Source organism: Heliorestis acidaminivorans (assembly GCF_008933955.1).
GTDB classification, from domain to species: domain Bacteria; phylum Bacillota; class Desulfitobacteriia; order Heliobacteriales; family Heliobacteriaceae; genus Heliorestis; species Heliorestis acidaminivorans.
In genome coordinates this window covers 64,120-85,150 of sequence record NZ_WBXO01000010.1, presented here as the reverse complement: position 1 = coordinate 85,150, position 21,031 = coordinate 64,120, and the positions used below count along the sequence as shown (strand labels likewise).

Sequence of the window (21,031 nt, the reverse complement as noted above, 5' to 3'; positions counted from 1 at the left end):
TGCGATCACCTCTTCCCTACTTTCTCCCCTACTCTTATAACTTCCCCGACCTGCAAGATAGGTAATCCTAGCCAGTCTAATACGGTCTCACCTACATCAGCAAAAGTTTTTCTGACCCCTACAGGACCTGGCTGTACAGCAGAACCATAAAGGAGAACAGGCACATACTCTCGCGAATGATCTGTGGAAGGAGTAGTAGGATCACAACCATGATCAGCCGTTAGAATTAATAGATCATCTTCTCGTAGTGCTTCCATAAGCTCTGGTAAAAACTTATCAAAATCTTCTAACGCTTGGGCATAGCCTTGAGGATCGTTGCGGTGACCATAAAGCATATCAAAATCAACAAGGTTAGTCATAATAATACCCTGCTCTACTTTTTCCATCGTGGCCACTGTTTTTTCTAAGCCTTCCTGGTTAGACTTAGAAGACTCATGAGCGGTAATGCCTTGACCAGCATAAATATCTTTAATCTTCCCAATAGCAAATACATCCATCTTTGCCTCTTTAATCTTATCGAAAATAAAAGGTCCTGGTGGAGACAAAGAAAAATCTTTCCGGTTCGCCGTTCTTTGAAAAGCTCCTACTTGTCCCACAAAAGGACGAGCAATTACTCGACCTACAGCATAATCGCCTTGTAACATCTCTCGGGCAATTCTGCAATAGCGATACAAATCTTCCAAAGGAACAACATCTTCATGAGCCGCTATCTGAAAAACTGAATCAGCAGAAGTATAGACGATGGGAGAGCCTGTCTCTACGTGCTGACCTCCCAGACGTGTAATAATCTCCGTACCAGAGGCCACTTCATTACCAATCACTTTACGACCGATAGCTTGTTCATAAGCATGTATTAAGTCGCTAGGAAAAGCATCTGGAAAAGTTGGAAAAGGCTGTTTTAGAATAACACCAGCCATTTCCCAATGACCTGTCGTAGTATCTTTACCTGGTGCCAACTCAGCCATCTTGCCATAGGCGGCTAATGGCTTGTCCGCAGGAACAACACCCTCAATAGGCTCAATATTGCCGAGACCTAGAGCAGACAAGTTAGGTAAATTAAGACCACCAACAGCTTTGGCCAGATTAGCCAAAGTATTACTACCTTCGTCACCATAGTGGTGAGCGTCAGGCATTTCACCGATGCCCACACTATCTAAAACAACGAGAATAACACGTCTTTGCAACATCTTCTTCCCTATCCTTTCTTCAGACTCTTTGCTAATAGCCCGCGGATGACTGCGATCATATATTTCTCGAATTCGGCCTGTCGTCAAATGAGTATAAATCTGCGTAGTACCAATATCAGCATGGCCTAACATCTCCTGTACAGAACGTAAATCAGCACCATTAGCCAACAAATGAGTAGCAAAAGAATGTCGTAAAGTATGAGGAGAAATCTCTTTCGTAATACCAGCTTCTTTTGCATAGCCTTTGAGAATCTTCCAAAAACCTTGTCTCGTCATAGCTTTACCTTTTTGGTTCACAAAAAGATGCTTTTCTCCGCCATGACGAACCCATTTGCTTCGTCCTTTGGCAAGATATTCCTCAATAGCTTCAATAGCTTGACGACCTAAAGGAACAATACGTTCTTTTTCCCCTTTGCCCATGACTCGCAAAAAAGCTTGATCCAAAAAAGTGTTCTCCTTAGTAAGAGCAAGTAATTCACTAACCCTTAATCCTGAAGCATAAAGAGTCTCTAACATAGCTTTATCACGAAGACCTACAACGGTTCGAGGTGGACTATCTAAGAGCGCCCCTACTTCTTCCACATTCAGAATGTCCGGTAAATGTCTTGCTTGACGAGGACCTTCAATTAAAGAAGTTGGATCTTGATCTATTTGCGACTCGTTAAGCAGAAAAGTAAAAAAAGTCTTAATAGCCGCAAGACGCCGAGCACGTGTTGCCGGTGCCAGCCCTCTATGATGAATCTCATATAAATAATCTTTTAAGGAATTGCGATCTACTTTAGACCATTCCTTAATCTCACGACTTTGTAAAAAAGAAGCCAAATCAGCTAGATCCCTTTTATAAGCCTCAATCGTATGCTCTGATAAGCCTCTTTCTATAACTAGATGAGTTAGAAAAAAAGTAAGGCCTTTTTGCAATTCTTTCATCCCCTTTGGGGACTTATCATTCGACCTTCTCTTCCATCATTCCTTCATTAATACCTTCATCTGGATGGAGAACCCGCATAGGCTCACCAGAAGGTTCTTCTTCTTTAGGCATTTCAGAAGCGTAACGTGTACTCCAATCAATTAACTGTGGTACTAGTAAAGCCAACAGCACAACCAAAACAAGCAAGCGTATGGCCATTCGCAGGCGTTTTTGCACTTTAGTAATTAAAAGAAAAAGCATGACCTTAAGCTCTCCTTTTTCCAAACTTTAGAAGCTTATCAGGGGCTATTTATAAGGATTTACAAGGATTTGCAAGAACTGCTATAAGAAAAGGATAGTTATAAAAAAATCTATGCCCCCCAAAACACAATAAGACGATACATCATTTTCCATAACTTATTCCGTGTAGGCTCACAGAGCCGGGGCAAAATAGTGATTGCAGAAGCAAATCCAATGGCTATATATATAGCTGTGAAAGGAGGATGCGCAATGGTCAGACGGAAAAACTATATTGTCGCTCGTTCTTTAGGAGCTACAACAGCAACAACTAATGGCATGATACCTACAGCTGACAATAATGCCACAAAAAGCAACCAAAACAACAGTTATAATGAATTGCCTGAATACGGTCAAGCTACCCAAGGAACTGATACAGCTGTATTTGGCAGTGTAAGACCAACTTTCGAGATTTACCCTGGTGAATAATCAGCTTTACAGAAAAGAAGCCACTTCCTGTATATGGAAGTGGCTTCTTTTTTAGATCCTTATAAGTGTTTTTTTATGATCAGATTTTATAAGATCACCAAAAAAACTAGAGCAGAAAAAAGCGAAGCAAAAAAGGTGCAATATAAGCATCAACCAAGCCAGCAACTATTGCCATCAAGAGACAGGCTAGGCTAACAGCGAAGTAAAAAACAAGAGCCTTGTTTAAGCTAATAGTGCCTTCGCGACGACCGCGAATTAACCAAAAAGAAAAAGCAAGAGCAATTATTCCAGCTACTGCTAAAGCCGGTATCAAAATTATACTAGAAGGCAGTAAGGACAATAAAATCACAAGTATACCATCAGAGCGAGTCTGCAAAAGAAAAGTAACGGTAAAGCCCAGTACAAAAGTACGATAAAAAAGTAAAGCTATAATAATCGGTATTCCCAAAATAGTAAGACCCAGAAAAAGAACTAAACCAATAATTAAGACATTGCGACTAACAGCTAGCTGAGCAAGAGCATGACTATCAATTCCTGATTGGATAGAAAGAAAAGCTCTTCCTATCGTTTCATTTAATAGCTCTAACTGCTCTGCAGGCAAAGTACTTGCTCCATAAGCTCCCGTAGCAACCCCAAGGGCCATCATAAACAAGACAGCACCAAAAAAAGTCCAGTGCAGATTCAAATGTTGCGTTAACATTTTGATGGCTTGATACACCCATAACGCCCCTTCGCTGATCCACTAAGACAGCCCCACTATCTGGCAAAGATTAACAGGGACAGCCCTACTTCACTTTATGCAATGCACAGAAAGTCAAGAACTAAGATCAATAGAGGAGGCAAAAGAGAAAGAACAAAAAAAATAAACCCCGAAGGGTTTACTATACTCTATATTCTTCCAGCGGCACGAATGATTTCCAGAACATTGTAAGCATTTAACTGCAAATCTTCTAAAGTAATAAATTCATCAGTCGTGTGGACTTTTTGCATTCCAATACCTAGATTAACTGTAGGTATGCCCGCACCATTAAATATATTGGCATCAGAACCGCCACCAGTTCCATCTAAGGATGCTTTTTTACCTAACTTTTCAGCTCCTTGAATAGCCAATTGGACTACAGTTTCGTCACTTTTTAAGTCAATATGAGGATAAATAAGAGTTGATGTAACTTCTGCTTTGCCACCACAGTCTTGCGCGGCCTGTACAAAAGCATTAACCATCTTTTCTGTTTGTATAGCCAGCTTTTTCAAAGAAAGACTGCGTGCTTCACCAGAAATTAAGACATTCTCTGGGATAATATTAGTAGCCATGCCGCCATTAATAGTCCCAATATTGGCCGTTGTTTCTTCATCAATACGACCAAGCTCCATAGATTGAATAGCTTTGGAAGCAATTCTAATAGCACTAATTCCTTCTTCAGGACAAATGCCAGCATGAGCGGCACGACCGTAAATATGAGCTTCAATATTATTCTGGGCCGGTCCTCGCACTATAATATTACCTACAAAACCACCGGCATCGAGAACATAACCCATCTTAGATTGCAATACAGAAGTGTCAAAGACTTTGGCACCCTTGAGACCGCCTTCTTCCTGTACCGTAAATATAACTTCTATAGTGGGATGAGGCTCTCCTGTTTCTTTTAATACCCGTAAAGCTTCTAAGATAGCAACAATACCAGCTTTATCATCAGCACCTAAAATAGAGGGCCCAGCTGAACTTATAACGCCATTGGAAACAATAGGTTCAACATGATCACAAGGTACAACCGTATCCATATGAGCACTGAAAAAAATAGCCGGACCTGGTCCAGTACCAGCCATACAAGCGTAAATATTACCTGCATTGCCTCCTATCTTTTCAGCGGCCTTATCTTCTACTGCTTTTAAGCCCATATTTGTTAATTTATCAAGTAAAACATCCGCTACTTGGCGCTCACCACCACCTGGAGAGGATATAGCGCATAATTGCAAAAATTCCTGAACCAATCGATCCTGCTGAATCAAGAACTTACACTTCCCTTCAAGTGAAGACTCTGGTCGGACACATCATCAATAATTCCCTCATCGTGTAATTCTAAGAAAACATCAACTACAATCGGGTCGAACTGTGTACCTTTACCACGAATTAATTCACCTATAGCTTTTTCACGTGCCAAAGCTTTACGATAGACACGGTTAGCCGTCATAGCCTCATAAGCATCAGCCACAGCAATAATCCTAGCTCCTAGTGGAATATTATCGCCTGCTAATCCTTCTGGATAGCCTTTGCCATTATACCATTCATGATGAGCCGCCAAAGTAGATGCCAAATCACGGAATTCAGGAACTTGTGAGATAATCTGCTCTCCAATAATTACATGCATCTTAATTTCAGCATATTCTGCATCAGTAAGCGCGCCAGGCTTGCGCAATATAGAGCTATTGATACCAATCTTACCAATATCATGCAAAGTAGCCGCCATAGCTACTCGGTCTACAGCTTCCTCAGATAGGCCCATACGCTCAGCAATTAATTTACTATAGCGATGAACATACTCTGAGTGACTTCGTGTATAGGAGTCCTTAGCATCAATAGCCATAATAAAAGCCTGTACCACAGAATGATAAAGATTTCTCTGCTTTTGGTAAGCCGAAGCATTTTCGATAGCATGACCCATTTGCACTGATAACAGCTCAATAAGCTCTTGATCTTCTCTGGAAAAGCCTACCTCTTCATCAGAGAAAACAGTAAGGACACCTAGTATTTTATTACGACTGCGCAAAGGTACTGCAAGCAGTTGTCGATATTCTTGTAATAGCTCCTGATCTACAAGGTAATTCTGCTTGTTATGCTGACTACAGACAAAGGGAACTCCTGTTTTTATTACTTCACCAAAACAACCTTCTATAGGCAAAAGCTTTTCTTCGAGAGAAGGAATTCCTAGATTGGCCATGGGCCGAAGAACACCTTTTTCTTCATCGAGGATATGTACGGTACAACCCTTTACTTTCATATTAACTACAGAAAGCTGAACTACAGACTTTAAAACTTGACGTAACTCTAAAGAGGAGCTTACAGTTCTAGCAACTTCAGTGAGCGTTGAAAAACGATGTACTTTCTTCTCTAATTCATCCTGTGTAAAACGCAAACGATCAGAAAGGTAACCGATCGTAGAAACCATAGTAAACAATATGCCGCCTCTCAGCATCAAGTCGCCACCATAAATCGCCATAGGTATAGGCATGTTGGTAAGAAAGTAAAGGGTTAAGGACATAGTAGCTACAGAAAGTCCTACTTTTAAGCCCCCATAAAGACTATGGACCGCACTTAACAAAAAGTATGCTAAGAAAAAGCTACTATCTAAGCCACCCGTCAAATGTATTAACCAAGTAACCATGACTAAGTCAAAAAGCATCGTACCAATATGCAAAATTGACTTTTCCACAATTTTCTTAGCGAAAAGAAAATACGCAATCACGCTATAAATTACAAAAAAGAGGATTACAGGCAGTAATAAGGATTCAATATTATGTTCAGGAGAGAAGATAACCCAGAGAACTAGGGCAAGAAAAGCGGCAACTCTAACAGCGGCAAATACATACTTATCCTCGAAAAAAGAATCTTGTCTCTTTTTCTCCATCTTACCCCTCCTCTTTGAAAAAAATACTATAAGTACTTTTTCTCCATAACAGCCTAAATACCCTTCATTTGGTAAGACTATTTATCGAAGATAAACCTTCCTTTATTTACCTACCTTGAAAACGTTTACCGTAGACTTTAATTCTAAAGCTAAAACACTCACACTTTCCGCACCGCTTGATAAAGATTGCATCAACGCAGTCGTCTCCTCAGTTGCCGCCGCAACCTGCTCGGCATTGCTTGCTGTGTTCTCCATTACTTTAGAAACTTGTTGAATTAGTTCTACAATCTCATTAGACGTATGGGTACTTTCATCAGTAATCCTAACAATTTCTTCTACATCTCGTACCGTTTTCTCCACAGCATCATGAATTTTTTCTAAAGATTCACCAGCACGATTAACGACAGAAACTCCTTCTTCAGCTTTGAGACGATTATCCTGCATTGCCTGAACTGCTTCAGACGTACTGAGGGCAATCTTTTTTATTAAGGTCGCCACTTCACCTGCACCTTCATTAGACTGCTCGGCCAGTTTGCGAACTTCATCAGCGACAACAGCAAAGCCACGGCCTGCCTCCCCTGCCCGAGCCGCTTCAATAGCGGCATTTAAAGCTAGCAAATTCGTTTGATTAGCAATGGCCGTAATCGTATCAGTAATAACACCAATCTGCTTAGAATAATTATCGAGCGTTGCAATTAACTTTTCTGTCTCTATAGTCTTTTCTTTGATCTCAACCATTCTCGTCACTGTCTCTTGAACCGTCTCTTTGCCACTAAGAGCCGCAACGAGAGTAGCTTGAGAACGAGCAGAAGCAGAAGAGGCCTCCTGCTGTGTCTTCTCCACCAGAGTAGACAATTTATTCAGCACTTGAACAGCTTCATCAACAGACTGATTACCTTGACCTGTATCGTCAGCCACTTGTTGTACACGACCGGCCATGTCGACTGCCGCCATCGAAAATTGTTCAATAGACTGTGCCATGCCTGCAGAAGCCGTTGCTAGACGATTAGAAGCATCACTAACGGTACTGACGATTTTTACTTGCTCATCAACCATGGCATTAAAACACTGATTCATGGAGCCCATCTCATCTTCATAAGCGTGTTCTGGTGCTTTCATCCGTAAGTCACACTGCGCCATGTTCTGAACAACTTGGGATATAGAGTTTAAAGGAACAATAATAAACTTCTGCACAAGAAAAAACATAATTAAGCTAGTCAATAAAACAGTAATAAAGGTAACAGACCAAGTAATTAGAGCTTCTTCCTGCTTAGAAAGTCCTTCAACAGGTGCTGTTACACTAATAGCGCCCCGAAATTCTCCTAACTTGTACCCTTCTTTGACATGACCAAAAGGATCAATTTCCCCAGGCGTTCCACCATGGCAAGGCAAACAAACTTCTTCTATGTACAAAGGCTTCGCGTAACGCAAAATAGGAAAGCCCTGAACACTTACTAGCTCATAATATTCCGACAGATTAGCATTCGACTGCAAAGTTTGGAGCATTTTCCGCTCCCACTCATCAGGTAAGTCATGATTATTTCGAACTTGTTCACTCGTATATTTAATAGTAAAGAGATCATCTTGTGGTCGTTTTCCAGTCACGTGCTCAGCTACAAAAAGATCAAGATCAGCTTGTTGTTCTACAATTTCTTTGGATTCTTCAATTAGCTTCCTTTCTGCAATGTTCACAAAAAAACTCGGCACCATAGTAATTGCTACCGCCATAAGCACTAATAATGGAATCATAGCTAAAATAAATTTAGGTGCTAGTTTCATACGTTTGTAAAAATCCAAATTGCTGTCCTCCCCCGCATCTCTGTATCTCTCCATCAACCTTCTTTTCACACAGCAATTTTTTAGTTTTTTCTAAATCTATAAATATACAATGCATAACTATTGCCAAAGTATTCTTCAACGACATCTTTTTTCCCTGCTTAAAAAACTGAAGCTTCTCGCTTTTGAATAATAAAAACACAGCCTTTTGTGCAAGGCTGTGTTTGATTTTTTTCTAATTATGTATTTTCTTTGTTTTACCCCACTTTCTGACCTAACCGTAACTTATCTGCTACCATAGCAATAAACTCACTATTCGTCGGCTTGCCTCGTTCTAGGTTGATGGTATAGCCGAAAAACTTAGACATTAGTTCCACATTACCACGATCCCAGGCGAGCTCAATAGCATGGCGAATAGCTCGTTCTACACGTGATGGCGTAGTCATATATTTTTGAGCGATCATAGGATACAGCTCTTTAGTAACAGCCCCAAGCAGATTTACTTCCTGAATAACTAATAAGATAGCGTCACGAAGGTATTGATAGCCTTTGATATGGGCTGGAACACCCATCTGATGAATAATATTGGTAACTTCCACATCCAAATTACGTGGTCTAGTAGCAGGTGGTGGTGTCTCTACAGAAGCACAACTCTGCTGGCTAGCCATTGTTGTAGCAGGAGGAATATTCCCACCCATAAGCTGACGAATACGATTCCCTAATATCTGAAAATCAAAGGGTTTAAGGATAAAGTAATCGGCTCCTAACTGAACAGCACGATGAGTCATCGATTCCTGTCCAAAAGCTGTCAAAATAATGACCCGTGGGCGATGAGGTAGCTGCATCTCACCAAGACGCTCTAGAACACCAATGCCGTCAAGGTGGGGCATAATAATGTCCAGAATGACTAGATCAGGCTCTTCTTGTTGAATTAGCGTAAGAGCTTCCTGCCCATTGTGGGCCATACCAATTAATTCGATATCATCCTGAGAAGATATATAATCTCGGAGAATATCACAAAATTCCTTATTGTCATCAGAGATGACGAGGCGAATTTTGTTTAACATTATTTTACCAGCCTCCCCAAGTTTTTCACTGGTCATAGCTTTTCGACATAAGAAAAAGGATATCCTTCCAAAATTTTAGAAAATCATTCGTAAAAAAATGTGAATTTATGACAATTTGAGCTACAATATTTGGAAAAGGATAGTGAAAGCTATTTATTTAAAAGCTCAAAAAAAGGACTCTGCTCCTTCTGCAAAGTCCCTACTTCTTTTTGCTCCTTTTTCCATAGTCCCGCTTCTTCCAGCATTTGTTCGACAAGACAGCCATATCCAGTGGAAGGACTGTTAATAAAAACATGAGTTACGGCCCCAACAATCCGACCATTTTGTATAATAGGACTTCCACTCATGCCCTGAATGATACCACCTGTCAGATTAAGCAATCTTGGGTCGGTTACACGAATAACAAGACCTTTACCGTCTGAGCGGTGAGGCATAATTCGATCAATTTGGATCTGAAAGCGCTCTAACTTGTCACCATTCACAACAGTGATAATTTCAGCAGGACCTTGCATGACTTGAGCTGATAAAGCAATTGGAATAGGCTCAGGATAAAAAGGATTAGTAAGCTTCCCTTCTAATTGGCCAAAAATACCGACATAAGTGTTACGTTTAATATCTCCAGAAAAATCTGCCTTATCTTCTTGAAAAAGACCTACTTTTTCACCAGGCGCACCTTTTCGACCTGGATGAATTGATTTAATTGATGCAGGAATAATCTTGCCATCAGCCACATTAATGCGCTTATTCGTATCAGCATCGTTAATAACATGGCCTAAAGCTCCATAAGTCTTCGATTTAGGGTCTAAGAAAGTCAGCGTACCGACACCAGAAGCTCGATCTCGAACAAAAAGACCTATGCGATAACGCTTAGTCTCACCGCATATAATAGGCTCTATTTCAGTCTTGTTCATTTTGCCATTTCTAGACCATTCTACTTCTATTTTTTCTTTGGCTCTCCCTAACTCATCAATTATTCGAGCTAGATCAGCTTCACTCTTGACAGCTTTCTGATTAATACGGTGGATCACATCACCAACTTGTAAGCCAGCAACCTTAGCCGGATAATACTTATCACCTTTGCCATCAGTGATAGGAGCTTGACCGACGACTATAACACCTTCTGAGTGAAGCATAACGCCAATAGAATGACCACCTGGTAGCAGTTCCATAGGAGGCAAAACATCGACAATAATATTCTTCAAAGGAATCAAGCCGAGGAGACGCAACGTCACGTTAATTCGTCCAGGTTCTTCAGTCGCATTGCTAGCATTTACCTCAGTAACATTACTAACATTTACCCTTTTAACATCTTGCCCATGACCTTCGTCAGTCCAACTAGTTAGGGCTTGTAAAGCCGGCGATTCGACACGATTCATCTCGAGTGTTACATGGCGCAACATAGAAGGAGGAAACATTCGGTCAATAGGAATCTCTTCGCCCACAGTGGTACGTAATTTGGATGGCGTTGACCAGATGCTCTGCGCTTCTTCAGTCAAACTACCAGTCAACAAAAGTAGGGCCAGAAGAATACCTGTTACCTGTTTGATCCTCTCTTTCGCCATTCCCGCCTCCTCTTTCCCTGGTGTGGGATATTGAAAATTGTCAGTTTTTGCTTTGCTTGGAACAGTTTTTCCTGCCTTGTCTGTTAAACTGTTTTTTCAATTATTTGATTGTGATGTCGGTGCTGTCCTTACTGTCTCCCCATGACGAAAGACCTATCCTAGCAAAAGCGTGGTTACAGCGCATTGCATTGGAAGCAAAGGTCTTTTAACGGATTGAAAAACAAAAGAAACCCCAGACTCGCAAGTCGGGGTTTCTCTATTAGAGAATATGGAGAGATTAAGATCGCCGTGAGCTACAATACATTTCCTGAGCATGCTGGACTGTGGCTTCGCTCGCTTTGTCGCCCCCTAGCATACGAGTTAGCTCAGCAATTCGTTCCTCTTCGCTTAAGGCCTTAATATTAGTAACAGTGCGATCTGCTGTTACATCTTTGCGAATGAGGAAGTGATTGTCAGCATAGGCCGCTAATTGGGGGGCGTGGGTTACGCAGATGATTTGCACATCTTCTGCTACCTGAGCCATTTTTTGGGCAACTGCTTGCAGAGCCTGTCCACCAATACCAGCATCAATTTCATCGAAAATCAGAGATGGAATGCCCTCATATCGAGCTAGAATCGTTTTGAAAGCAAGTAGAATACGACCTAGTTCACCACCAGAGGCAATACGAGCTAGTGCCTTAGCTGGTTCACCTACATTAGGAGCAAAAAGAAATTCAATTTCTTCCATACCTAGTGGTGAAGGCCCTTCGCGCTGTCGAAATTGCACCTCTAAGCTCGCTCGAGCCATGCCTAAGAAGGAAAGTTCTTTTTGCAGAGCCTCTTCTAATTCTTTAGCTTTTTGGTGGCGCACTTCTGTGAGCAAAGCGGCCTCCTTGTAATATTGTTCTAACCATTGCTGACGCTCTTTTTCCAGAGCCTCTATAGTTTCGTCACAACGTTCTAAATCGTCCAGTTCTTTTATAATGGCCTCATTGTATGTTAGGATTTCTTCAATCGTTGCTCCGTATTTATGTTTAAGTCGATCAATCTTGCTAAGTCTTTCCTGCACTTCATCAAGGCGACCAGGCTGATACTCTAGATCTTCACGATAATCACGAAGACGTTCTGCCACATCTTCAGCCTGATAATAAGTTTCTTCTAGAACCTTGCTCAGCTCTTGAAGGCGGCTGTCGTATGCTGTAACGTCATCTAATGCCAGCCGCGCTTTGTCGAGCAGTTCTAGTACACCCTGCCCTTTTTCACCGTACAAAGCATCGTAAGCTTCGTTACTTGAATAGATTAGTTTTTCCATGTTCTGTAATTTTTTACGTTCTTGCTCTAGAGCCTCATCTTCATTAACCATAAGATGGACTTCACCAATCTCTTTAATCTGGAATTTCAACATATCGAGACGCTGTATGCGCTCTCTTTCGCTTCTTTGCAATCTCGCTAACTCCTGCTCTAGAGATTGCAACTTTTTGTAAGTCTCTGCAACAGTAGCTAATTTACTTTCCCCTTCTTGACCTGACAATCGATCCAAAAGCTGACCGTGTTTGCGTGGATTCATTAGAGATTGCTGTTCGTGCTGGCCTTGTAAGTCAATGAGGCGACCGCCCACTTCGCGAAAAAGGGCTAGCGGAACAGTGCGACCGTTAATTCGACAAACATTTTTGCCACTTTTAGCGATTTCTCTAGACAAAAGCAACGAACCATCTTCTTCCACTTCTACACCCAACTCAGCCAAGTCAGCACAAAGTTTGCCTTCTTTTTCAAAATCAAGAGTAAAGAAACCTTCAATGCGTGCTTTATTAGCACCACTGCGCAAGGCTTCTTGTGTCGAACGTCCACCAATTAACAATCCAACAGCATCTATCAGAAGTGATTTACCGGCGCCAGTCTCTCCTGTAAGCAAGTTCAAGCCTGGAGAAAGCTCAAGCTCTACTTCTTCAATGAGAGCAAAGTTCTCCACTCGCAATCTTTCCAACATACCTATCCTTCACCTCTCTTCTGCCAAAAAGTTCTACTTTCTAGGGCTTTTCTTAATCGGTCTTCCTTCCGTCCATTTTTTGATCTCTTTGACGAGACGTTCAACTGCTTCCGGTGGTTTGACAACGAGCAAAATAGTATCATCGCCTGCCACAGTACCGATCACTTCCGGCCAAGGATTACTATCAAAAAAAGCGGCCACCCCATGAGCATGACCTGGCAAGGTACGCACTACAATAATATTGAGACTAGCATCAATATGGGTAATCGTATCACGGAGCATGCCATATAAGCGATCAGAAGGCGATGGCTTCGCCACAGGCTCAGCAGGTGGAGCATAGCGAGATTCATCTTTACTCACAGGTACTTTGATTAAGCCCAGCTCTTTTATATCTCTTGAAATTGTTGCTTGCGTAACTTCCATTCCTTGATCGCACAAACGCTGAGCTAGTTCATCTTGTGTTCGGATTGGCTCTGACTGAATAATATCTAGAATCGTTCTATGTCGCTTACTTTTCAAGTCACTTACACCGACCTTTGACCTTCTTTTTCTCAGCCAGTAAAACATAAGGTGGATGACCTCTTCGATTAGGAAAAGAAATCGATAAGGTATCCCATTGTTCATGAGGCAAGTCAGTCCACCATTTATCAACTGCTTCTGCTTCTTCAGCAGAACCTTCATGACCTACATAGACAACAACAACGAGTCTACCTTCGGGAGCTAAGTGCTTCGACAATGTTTGTAGAGCAGAAATAGTCGTTTCGGCCTGCGTAGTAACCCCATGATCGCCACCTGGTAAATAGCCTAAGTTAAATATGGCACCTTTTAAGGGTGGACACTCTAGAGGTTGAGCCAAAAGCTGGTCTACTTCACTATGATCAGCTCTGATCAGATGAATACCTTCTTGTAGAAGAGCAAAGTTCTTCTTAGCTTGCTCCCCTAATTGATCAGACAAGCCTAAAGAAGGTAAAGTGGAGTAAGCCCTTGCCGAAAAACCTGCTTCTTCAAGCTTTCCTTTGGTCTTTTCTATAGCTTCAGCTTGTATATCGAAGGCCCAGAGTAAGCCGTCAGGCAGTACATGTTGAGCCAAAAAAAGGCTATCATTGCCTTTACCAGCTGTGCCATCAATAACAAAATCGCCTCGTTTTAGTTTTTCTTTTAATAATTTTTGAGACCAAAGTACTGCAGACGTTAAAGAACTCATTAGATTCTCCCCTGTTGCATCTTCTCATGAAGAATGCGAAAAAAACTGCGATTTTTTATTTTGATTAAGGAACAAGTAACAGAGGCTTTTTGGATATAGACAGATTCGCCCCAACGCAAGGGACGGCCCGGTTGACCGTCAACAGTTACCAGACCATCTACATAAGGGGAGCGAACAGTCACATGAATCACTTTGTTTTGCGATATAACGAGCGGTCTAGCATCAAGACTGTGAGGGCAAATAGGTGTCATAATCATGGCCTGTAAGTCTGGTGAAACGATAGGACCTCCAGCTGACATAGAATAAGCTGTTGACCCTGTCGGAGAAGCCACTATTAGACCATCAGACGAGTAAGTGGCCACCAATTCATCATCAACAAAAGCTTCTACGCGCAACATTCGCGGATTAGCTCCTTTAGTTACAACCACATCATTGAGAGCATAAAAAATCGGACTAGCCCCTTCTTCGCTAATAATGTGAGCTTGTAACATCATGCGCTCTTCAATGGTATAATTTCCTGCGATTACTTGATCAAGAGCAGGAAAAAGATCATGCTCTTCAATCTCTGTTAAAAAACCAAGCCTGCCCAAGTTGACGCCTAATAAGGGTACTTGAAAAGGTGCCATCAGACGAGCTGTATTCAGCAGTGTCCCGTCACCGCCTAAAACGACTACAAAGTCTAATTTTTCTAATTTTTGGGTCAACTCATGGCTAGTTGAATTAACTAGTTCTGTCACCTTCGTTAAAGGAATTCCCATCTGAATTCCCCGTGCAGACAGCCATTGAGCCATTTTACGAGCCACCTCATGGGCTTGTGGTTTTTCTTCATTCATAATTACCCCAATGGCTGTCAAATACATCTCCTCCAACATCCAACATTACAATAATTTTTTCTATAGAAATTCTATCCTGTGGATTCTCTCTGCTGTCATGTCGACAAGCAGAATTCCATCGACTTGATAAACGTAATAGTATTCTAGTAGCTGACGTCTTGTATCGGCAAAAGTAGGTCGAGGCGCAACCTGACCTGTCTTAACTTCGGCAATATATTTTTTTCCTTGCCGTGAGACAAGATAGTCGGCCCGTACTTTTATAGTATTTGCTCGCCCATCTACACGCAAAGTCATCGTGCCCACTGGTTGGGCTTCAATAACAGTATACCCTTTTGAAGAAAGCACTTTAACCGCTTTTGTTTCTCCTCTTTTCCCCCGTTGTTGTCTCCACAAGATCAGCCAACGTTGGTAAAGCTTACGAAGCCAAGAAAAAACAAAAGCACCAAAAAGCATAGCTAAGATAAGCAAAGCAAGCAGAAGCACCATAGTTTGTTCTTCTTCTAAAGTAACAAGTGCAACAGTAAATAGCTCGGGCACTCAGCAAATCCTCCCGTAATTCCAGATCCTCCTACTGTGCTAGAATGGTGATCTATTATTCTAGAACCTTAATCATTAATCCATTATTGTTCTACGTTCTTCCAATCTTGTCCTTCCCAGTAATAAAAAAAAGGTCAGATAAGCTTCCCGAAGGGCGGCTATCTGACCTTTTCTAGTTTACTTTTTAAGGGGTAAACTCTCATGAGCTTTATCTACCAGATCACTAATTATCTCAGCGCTGATTTTATTTGTTTTATCAGCACTTATCTCATTTGTATTATCATCGTCCGCCAACGATTCATTAGCTTCCGATCCATTAACTTCTAATTCATTAGCTTCTGATTCGTCTACTCCGGACTCATCAGCCTCTTTTTTCTGCAACCAGAGCAGATACTCAATATTCCCTTCCGGTCCTGTAATAGGCGAATAGTCTAATCCAAGTACCTTCCAGTCTTGTTCATAAGACCAATTAACAAGTCTTGTGATAACTTCTCGATGGACAGCTCTATCACGAACAACACCTTTTTTACCTACTTTATCTTTGCCCGCTTCAAACTGAGGTTTAATCAAAGCAATCACATGACCTGGCCCTTCGAGCAGGTCTTTTACGGCTGGTAAGACTTTTTCTAAAGAGATAAAGGCAACATCAATAGTAGCTACTTGAGCTTTTTCACCTAGTTGCTCTGCTGTAACATAACGAATGTTAGTACGTTCTAGAGAACGAACTCGTTCATCCTGTCGAAGCGACCAGGCTAGTTGACCATAGCCTACGTCAACAGCAATGACACGACTAGCACCGTTTTTCAAGGCTACATCAGTAAAGCCGCCTGTAGATGCACCCACATCAATGATCCTTAAGCCTTGCAAGGATAGGTCAAAGACTTCTAGCGCTCTAGCCAGTTTGAAGCCACCTCTGCTCACGTAAGGACAAGCATTAGCCTCCACTGTTACATCAGCATCTGCGGCAATTAATGTACCTGCTTTGTCGACACGTTGACCTTTCACGCGAACAAGGCCTGCTAAAATAGCAGACCTGGCTCTTTCACGGCTTTCGGCTAAGCCTTTTTCTACTAGTATCACATCAAGTCGCTGTTTCTTTGTTGCCATCCTACTTCTCACCACGAAAAGCTAATTTTACATTGCTCATTATAGGAGCAATTTTTAAGTTGCCTCTGCGAGGAGGTTGACTTTGTTTGCCTATGAAGCCTTCGGCTACGGCGGCAATGTTTTCTGCTGTAAGTCCTAGGTCTTTTTTGAGCATTGACAGTGCGCCGTGCTGTACGTAGCTGTCGGGAATGCCGATGCGGCGTACTTTACATTCTACTTGTTGATCTTGAAGTAGTTCTTGTACGGCACTACCGAAACCGCCGTCGAGTACGTTTTCTTCTACTGTGAGCACATGGCTAATGCTACGTGCTTTGGAGAGGATTAGATCGCTGTCTAACGGTTTGATGTAGCGGCCGTTGATAACGGTAACTTCAATGCCTTTTCCTGCTAGTAATTGAGCCGCTTCCACAGCAGGTTGTACCATAGTACCGATAGCGATGATTAAGAGGTCTTGTCCTTCTTGTAGCACTTCGCCTTGTCCATAGGGAAGTTCTTGTAAGACCTGATCTAGAGGTACACCTAGACCTTGTCCACGAGGATAGCGGATAGCTACTGGACTGTTAAGTTTGTAGGCACTATAAAGCATATGTTGTAGTTCATTTTCATCTTTGGGCGACATTACGGTCAATCCAGGAATGTGTCGGAGGTAGGAAATATCGTAGACACCATGATGAGTTTCTCCATCTTCTCCAACTAATCCAGCTCGATCGATGGCGAAAACTACAGGCGCTTTCTGCAGGCAGACATCGTGGAAAATCTGATCGTAAGCTCTTTGTAAGAAAGAAGAATAAATCGCCACTACAGGCTTTAATCCTTCTAAAGCTAGCGCCGAAGCCATACAGACAGCATGTTGCTCAGCAATACCTACGTCATAGAAGCGAGCTGGAAAAGCACGAGCAAAAGGTGCTAACCCAGTTCCATCAGGCATAGCCGCTGTAATACCTAGCACACGCTCATCTTGGCGAGCTAATTGCATCATAGTATCGCTAAAAATCTGTGTATAAGTCTTCGGACCTTCTGTTTTATGAACTTTCCCTGTCTTCACATCAAAAGGACCAACGCCATGGAATAGTCCTGGATTCTGTTCTGCCGGTCCGTAGCCACAACCTTTTTTGGTTAAGACATGAACAAGGACAGGGCCTTTTAACTGCCGAGCATTGTTAAGTACATTACGAAGTTCCGTCAAGTTATGACCATCAATAGGGCCTAAATAAGAATAACCTAACTCTTCAAAGAGTACGCCCGGCACCATAAGATGCTTAACGCCTTCTTTAACCTTTTCTAATATTTTGAAAACCTGAGGCCCAATAGAAGGTATCTTTTTGACCATATCCTCCATTTCTTCCTTGTTGCGGAAGTAGCGTGGATCAGTACGCATACGGGTGAGATAGGTCGATATAGCTCCCACATTATCGGCAATTGACTTCTCATTATCGTTAAGAACGACAATAAGATCAGTGCTCTCATTGCCTGCATGGTTCAACGCTTCTAGAGCCATACCACCAGTAAGTGCACCATCACCAATAACAGCAACAACAGCATTGTCTTTCCGCTTTAGATCGCGAGCAAAAGCTAGTCCTAGTGCCGCAGAAATAGATGTAGAGCTATGTCCCGTATTGATACAATCATGGGGGCTTTCAGATCGTTTTGGAAATCCTGCGAGACCCTGATAAGTCCTTAAAGTTTTGAACTCTTCTTGCCTACCTGTAAGTAGTTTGTGCACATAAGATTGGTGGCCAACGTCCCAAACAATTTTGTCATCTGGCGTACGAAAAACGAGATGAAGTGCGAGAGTTAGCTCTACAATGCCTAGATTCGGGGCCAAGTGACCTCCGTTAGTGGCAATTGTCTGAATCAGAACATCTCTAACCTCTTGGCAAATCTGTTCTAGTTCAGCCTCAGAGAGCTGTTGTAGATCTTGTGGCTCTTTGATCTTGCTTAATACTTGGGCCATAGGCGTGGGTCACCCTCTCTCCACTAGCATTCCTATTATGTTCTATAATTACTTTTTCGCTTTTTCCTTTTTACTTCCTCTTTTATGTTCTTTTTTCTTTTTCATTTGAAAAAAAGTTCTTCCTGTTACAGCTTCTACGTGAGACATCCAACGAGCTACAGCAAAGACAACTTCATGGCTATAATTGATGGCAATCATTTTTCCTAAAGACTTGCCACCAACAGTCAACCCAGCTACAAAGCCCGTAATAATCGTACCCCAATAGATTCCTTCTGCCCCAGGGAGCTGAGCCAAGCGAAAAGCAATGCTTATACCAACAGCACCAGCTACAGCGGCAGATATGTCACCAATAACGTCATTACAAAAATTAGCCACCCGATCAGCGTTGCGCACGATCCAGAGCGCTTGTTGAGCGCCAGCTGTTTTTCGCGCCGCTTTAGCATGAAAAGGTGTCTCTGTGGCCGCCGCCGCAGAAGTCCCAATAGTATCAAAAAAAATACCAATAAATATTAAAACTACTAAAAGAGCAATCGATAAAGCAATAGATACGACTCTGTCTAGGATTAATTCCGATCCTACGCTAATCCCCATGGCTATAAAAAAAGATAAAATGCCAATAATCAGAGCGTGACTTGCCGATTGTCGTAAATCTCTAAGTAAACTAGAGCCCAAAGATATGTTCACCTCTATACAACTGCACAAAAAGATGCCTGAATTACATAGTGACAGCCCGTTAAGTAAACTTTATGGCTTTGGTCCGGTAGGATTTCCCCACCTAGCTCCGATAGGTCACCCCATCGGCGGTTTCCCTTTATGCCAGGAGCAGTCCTGTCGCCAAGAACTGAACCGGATCACCACTTAGTCCATACTTTAATCCCTAACGGACTTCTTTGCAGAACAGTCTAGGAATTTTCTTCAACAACTCTACCTGTCTCTAGCCTCTTTTGCAGTATTGGTTTCAAGTCGCGGCCCTTTCTCCCTGGCCGGGGAGAAAGACCCGTATCCTCCTATCCACCAATCCCACTCAAGGCAGGCTACACTGCACCCAGCATGAACCGAATGCAGGTTCTTCCCAAGCCATAGTTTCCTCCGAAAATGGTCCCGAAGTTCCCCACGCACTTGGGTCTCCACGAAGGTAGGGTCATCGCCCGCATGCCATTGCAGATCGCCCTATCCCCCTTAACTCCCAGTACCAACCCCCGACTGGGCGTCGGCAGCCAGCACCAGGAACTTCATCGATGTGCCCTCGACGGATTTTTAGCCCCGCCTTCAAAACAGGAGATGCTGACTAGAATACTGCGTCACCTACGTTCAGACATCTGTCAGAGTATTATAGCACAAGTGTGTCACTCTTTCAAAAGAAAGATGGGGGTGATTTCTCGTAAATTAGTGGGCTAGATAGAAAAAAACGGCATTTTAGGGTTAGAAGAAAAACCACAGGGCTTTTTAGTTGCGAAAGAGCCTTGTGGTTATGGTTAATGCTTATGCCTGTTAGTCGGTCTATTTCTCTTAGTATAAAAAGTTATAAGATAGATCATGCTGGGGGACTGGGGGAAGAAAATTCCTACGAACGGGCGTCTCCCACGCTGTTTCGACAGCAAGCTGTCGACAGCTGAGGTCGCCAAGCCCTCTCTCCGGAAAAGTCTTCCCCCAGTCCCCAGTGGCTTTGATTTTAGTTTACTCTAGTTCTCTCGTTCTAGTAAGTACAGGGCTAATTGACGAAGTAGTTCTGCTTCAGGTCCAAAGTTATCAAGAGCTTCTACGGCTGATTGGACAGCTGTTTCGGCCGCTTCTCTTGCTTTTTCTAAACCTAGTAGGGATGGATATGTAGACTTCTGGTTTTTCTCGTCACTACCGACTGGCTTGCCTAGTTTTGCTGTATCGCCTTGTACGTCTAGAAGATCGTCGGTGATCTGAAAGGCTAGTCCTAGGTATTCACCGTAGCTAGTAAGGGCAGTAATTTCTTCTTCTGAGCCGCCTCCAAGGATAGCGCCAGCTCGGAGAGAGGTTTTGATTAGAGCGCCTGTTTTGTGTTGATGTATGTATTCCATGGTAGACAAGTCAATTTTTTGTTCTTCCGCTTCTATATCCATCACTTGTCCACCGATCATGCCTTGACTTCCTGAAGCGTGGGCAATTTCGGCCATAACTTGTAGGTACCGTTGGGCTAAGCTTGTCTCTTGCTGGTCTGCTACTTCAGCAAATGCTGATTCAGCTAACAAGCCAAAAGCGCGAGTTAGCAGGCCGTCGCCGGCTAAGATGGCCATAGCTTCACCATAGACGATGTGATTCGTCGGTTTGCCCCGTCGAAGATCGTCATCGTCCATTGCGGGGAGGTCGTCGTGTATGAGTGAATAAGTATGGATCATTTCCAGAGCACATGCGGCGGCCATTACTTTACTGTCATCACCTTGTACAGCACGACATGCCGCTAAGGCTAAGACAGGACGCAATCTTTTGCCACCAGCAAAAAGACTGTAGCGCATGGATTGATGAATCACAGGTGGGATGGCTTTTTCTTCAGGTAACGACGTTTCTAGGGCTGAATCAATTTGTAGAGCCATTTTTTTGAGCTCTGCTTT

General features: G+C 42.6%; 18 protein-coding genes and 1 pseudogene. 1 reads left to right on the top strand and 18 read right to left on the bottom strand.

Features of this window, described 5'->3' with window-relative positions:
* Positions 1 to 5 precede the first annotated feature (5 nt).
* The 3 genes and pseudogenes from F9B85_RS14835 to F9B85_RS11765 all read right to left on the bottom strand — a co-directional run bounded on the left by F9B85_RS14835 (position 6) and on the right by F9B85_RS11765 (position 2,355).
* Complete coding sequence (locus F9B85_RS14835) at positions 6 to 1,187, bottom strand: phosphopentomutase (RefSeq protein ID WP_170270486.1); 1,182 nt, start codon at positions 1,185 to 1,187, stop codon at positions 6 to 8.
* A gap of 48 nt (positions 1,188 to 1,235) precedes the next feature.
* Positions 1,236 to 2,114: pseudogene (xerD, locus tag F9B85_RS14830) on the bottom strand (site-specific tyrosine recombinase XerD); the annotation flags it as partial.
* Between the two features lie 16 nt (positions 2,115 to 2,130).
* Positions 2,131 to 2,355 carry a hypothetical protein gene (locus F9B85_RS11765; protein ID WP_151621163.1) on the bottom strand — a complete coding sequence of 75 codons (225 nt, stop codon included), beginning with the start codon at positions 2,353 to 2,355 and terminating at the stop codon, positions 2,131 to 2,133.
* Positions 2,356 to 2,604: 249 nt separating this feature from the next.
* On the opposite strand from F9B85_RS11765, the gene F9B85_RS11760 reads away from it, so the two are divergent.
* Positions 2,605 to 2,820, top strand: coding sequence for a hypothetical protein (locus F9B85_RS11760; RefSeq protein ID WP_151621162.1), 216 nt, complete (start codon positions 2,605 to 2,607; stop codon positions 2,818 to 2,820).
* Positions 2,821 to 2,926: 106 nt separating this feature from the next.
* Here F9B85_RS11760 and F9B85_RS11755 read toward each other — a convergent pair whose 3' ends face one another.
* From F9B85_RS11755 to F9B85_RS11685, 15 genes are all read right to left on the bottom strand, one after another.
* A complete protein-coding gene (locus F9B85_RS11755; RefSeq protein ID WP_151621160.1) occupies positions 2,927 to 3,538 on the bottom strand; it encodes a stage II sporulation protein M in 612 nt (203 codons plus the stop codon).
* Between the two features lie 170 nt (positions 3,539 to 3,708).
* On the bottom strand, positions 3,709 to 4,827 hold the full coding sequence (locus F9B85_RS11750) for a M20/M25/M40 family metallo-hydrolase (RefSeq protein ID WP_151621158.1): 1,119 nt from the start codon (positions 4,825 to 4,827) through the stop codon (positions 3,709 to 3,711).
* The gene (locus tag F9B85_RS11745) at positions 4,824 to 6,443 is read right to left on the bottom strand and encodes an HD domain-containing phosphohydrolase (protein WP_151621156.1); all 1,620 of its coding nucleotides are present in this window, start codon (positions 6,441 to 6,443) and stop codon (positions 4,824 to 4,826) included. The genes F9B85_RS11750 and F9B85_RS11745 overlap by 4 nt, the downstream gene beginning before the upstream one ends.
* A 102-nt stretch (positions 6,444 to 6,545) precedes the next feature.
* Positions 6,546 to 8,240, bottom strand: a complete 1,695-nt coding sequence (locus tag F9B85_RS11740; protein WP_170270479.1) for a methyl-accepting chemotaxis protein — start codon at positions 8,238 to 8,240, stop codon at positions 6,546 to 6,548.
* 236 nt (positions 8,241 to 8,476) lie between these two features.
* Positions 8,477 to 9,286: a sporulation transcription factor Spo0A gene (gene spo0A, locus F9B85_RS11735; protein ID WP_151621152.1), complete on the bottom strand. Its 810-nt coding sequence runs from the start codon at positions 9,284 to 9,286 to the stop codon at positions 8,477 to 8,479.
* Positions 9,287 to 9,435: 149 nt separating this feature from the next.
* The gene (gene spoIVB / locus F9B85_RS11730) at positions 9,436 to 10,848 is read right to left on the bottom strand and encodes a SpoIVB peptidase (protein ID WP_151621150.1); all 1,413 of its coding nucleotides are present in this window, start codon (positions 10,846 to 10,848) and stop codon (positions 9,436 to 9,438) included.
* A 277-nt stretch (positions 10,849 to 11,125) separates the two neighbouring features.
* Positions 11,126 to 12,814 carry a DNA repair protein RecN gene (gene recN / locus F9B85_RS11725; RefSeq protein ID WP_151621148.1) on the bottom strand — a complete coding sequence of 563 codons (1,689 nt, stop codon included), beginning with the start codon at positions 12,812 to 12,814 and terminating at the stop codon, positions 11,126 to 11,128.
* 33 nt (positions 12,815 to 12,847) lie between these two features.
* Positions 12,848 to 13,333 (bottom strand): arginine repressor, encoded by a 486-nt coding sequence (gene argR, locus F9B85_RS11720; protein ID WP_151621146.1) that lies wholly within the window; start codon positions 13,331 to 13,333, stop codon positions 12,848 to 12,850.
* Position 13,334: 1 nt separating this feature from the next.
* Positions 13,335 to 14,018, bottom strand: a complete 684-nt coding sequence (locus F9B85_RS11715; RefSeq protein ID WP_151621145.1) for a class I SAM-dependent methyltransferase — start codon at positions 14,016 to 14,018, stop codon at positions 13,335 to 13,337.
* Positions 14,018 to 14,872 carry an NAD(+)/NADH kinase gene (locus F9B85_RS11710; RefSeq protein ID WP_170270477.1) on the bottom strand — a complete coding sequence of 285 codons (855 nt, stop codon included), beginning with the start codon at positions 14,870 to 14,872 and terminating at the stop codon, positions 14,018 to 14,020. Before F9B85_RS11710 ends, F9B85_RS11715 begins: the two co-directional genes overlap by 1 nt.
* 39 nt (positions 14,873 to 14,911) lie before the next feature.
* Positions 14,912 to 15,388, bottom strand: a complete 477-nt coding sequence (locus F9B85_RS11705; RefSeq protein WP_151621141.1) for a hypothetical protein — start codon at positions 15,386 to 15,388, stop codon at positions 14,912 to 14,914.
* Positions 15,389 to 15,565: 177 nt separating this feature from the next.
* Positions 15,566 to 16,495 carry a TlyA family RNA methyltransferase gene (locus F9B85_RS11700; protein ID WP_151621139.1) on the bottom strand — a complete coding sequence of 310 codons (930 nt, stop codon included), beginning with the start codon at positions 16,493 to 16,495 and terminating at the stop codon, positions 15,566 to 15,568.
* A gap of 1 nt (position 16,496) precedes the next feature.
* On the bottom strand, positions 16,497 to 18,449 hold the full coding sequence (gene dxs, locus F9B85_RS11695) for a 1-deoxy-D-xylulose-5-phosphate synthase (RefSeq protein ID WP_151621137.1): 1,953 nt from the start codon (positions 18,447 to 18,449) through the stop codon (positions 16,497 to 16,499).
* Between the two features lie 48 nt (positions 18,450 to 18,497).
* On the bottom strand, positions 18,498 to 19,133 hold the full coding sequence (locus F9B85_RS11690) for a hypothetical protein (RefSeq protein WP_207707111.1): 636 nt from the start codon (positions 19,131 to 19,133) through the stop codon (positions 18,498 to 18,500).
* 998 nt (positions 19,134 to 20,131) lie between these two features.
* Positions 20,132 to 21,013: a polyprenyl synthetase family protein gene (locus F9B85_RS11685; RefSeq protein WP_151621208.1), complete on the bottom strand. Its 882-nt coding sequence runs from the start codon at positions 21,011 to 21,013 to the stop codon at positions 20,132 to 20,134.
* Positions 21,014 to 21,031: the final 18 nt, after the last annotated feature.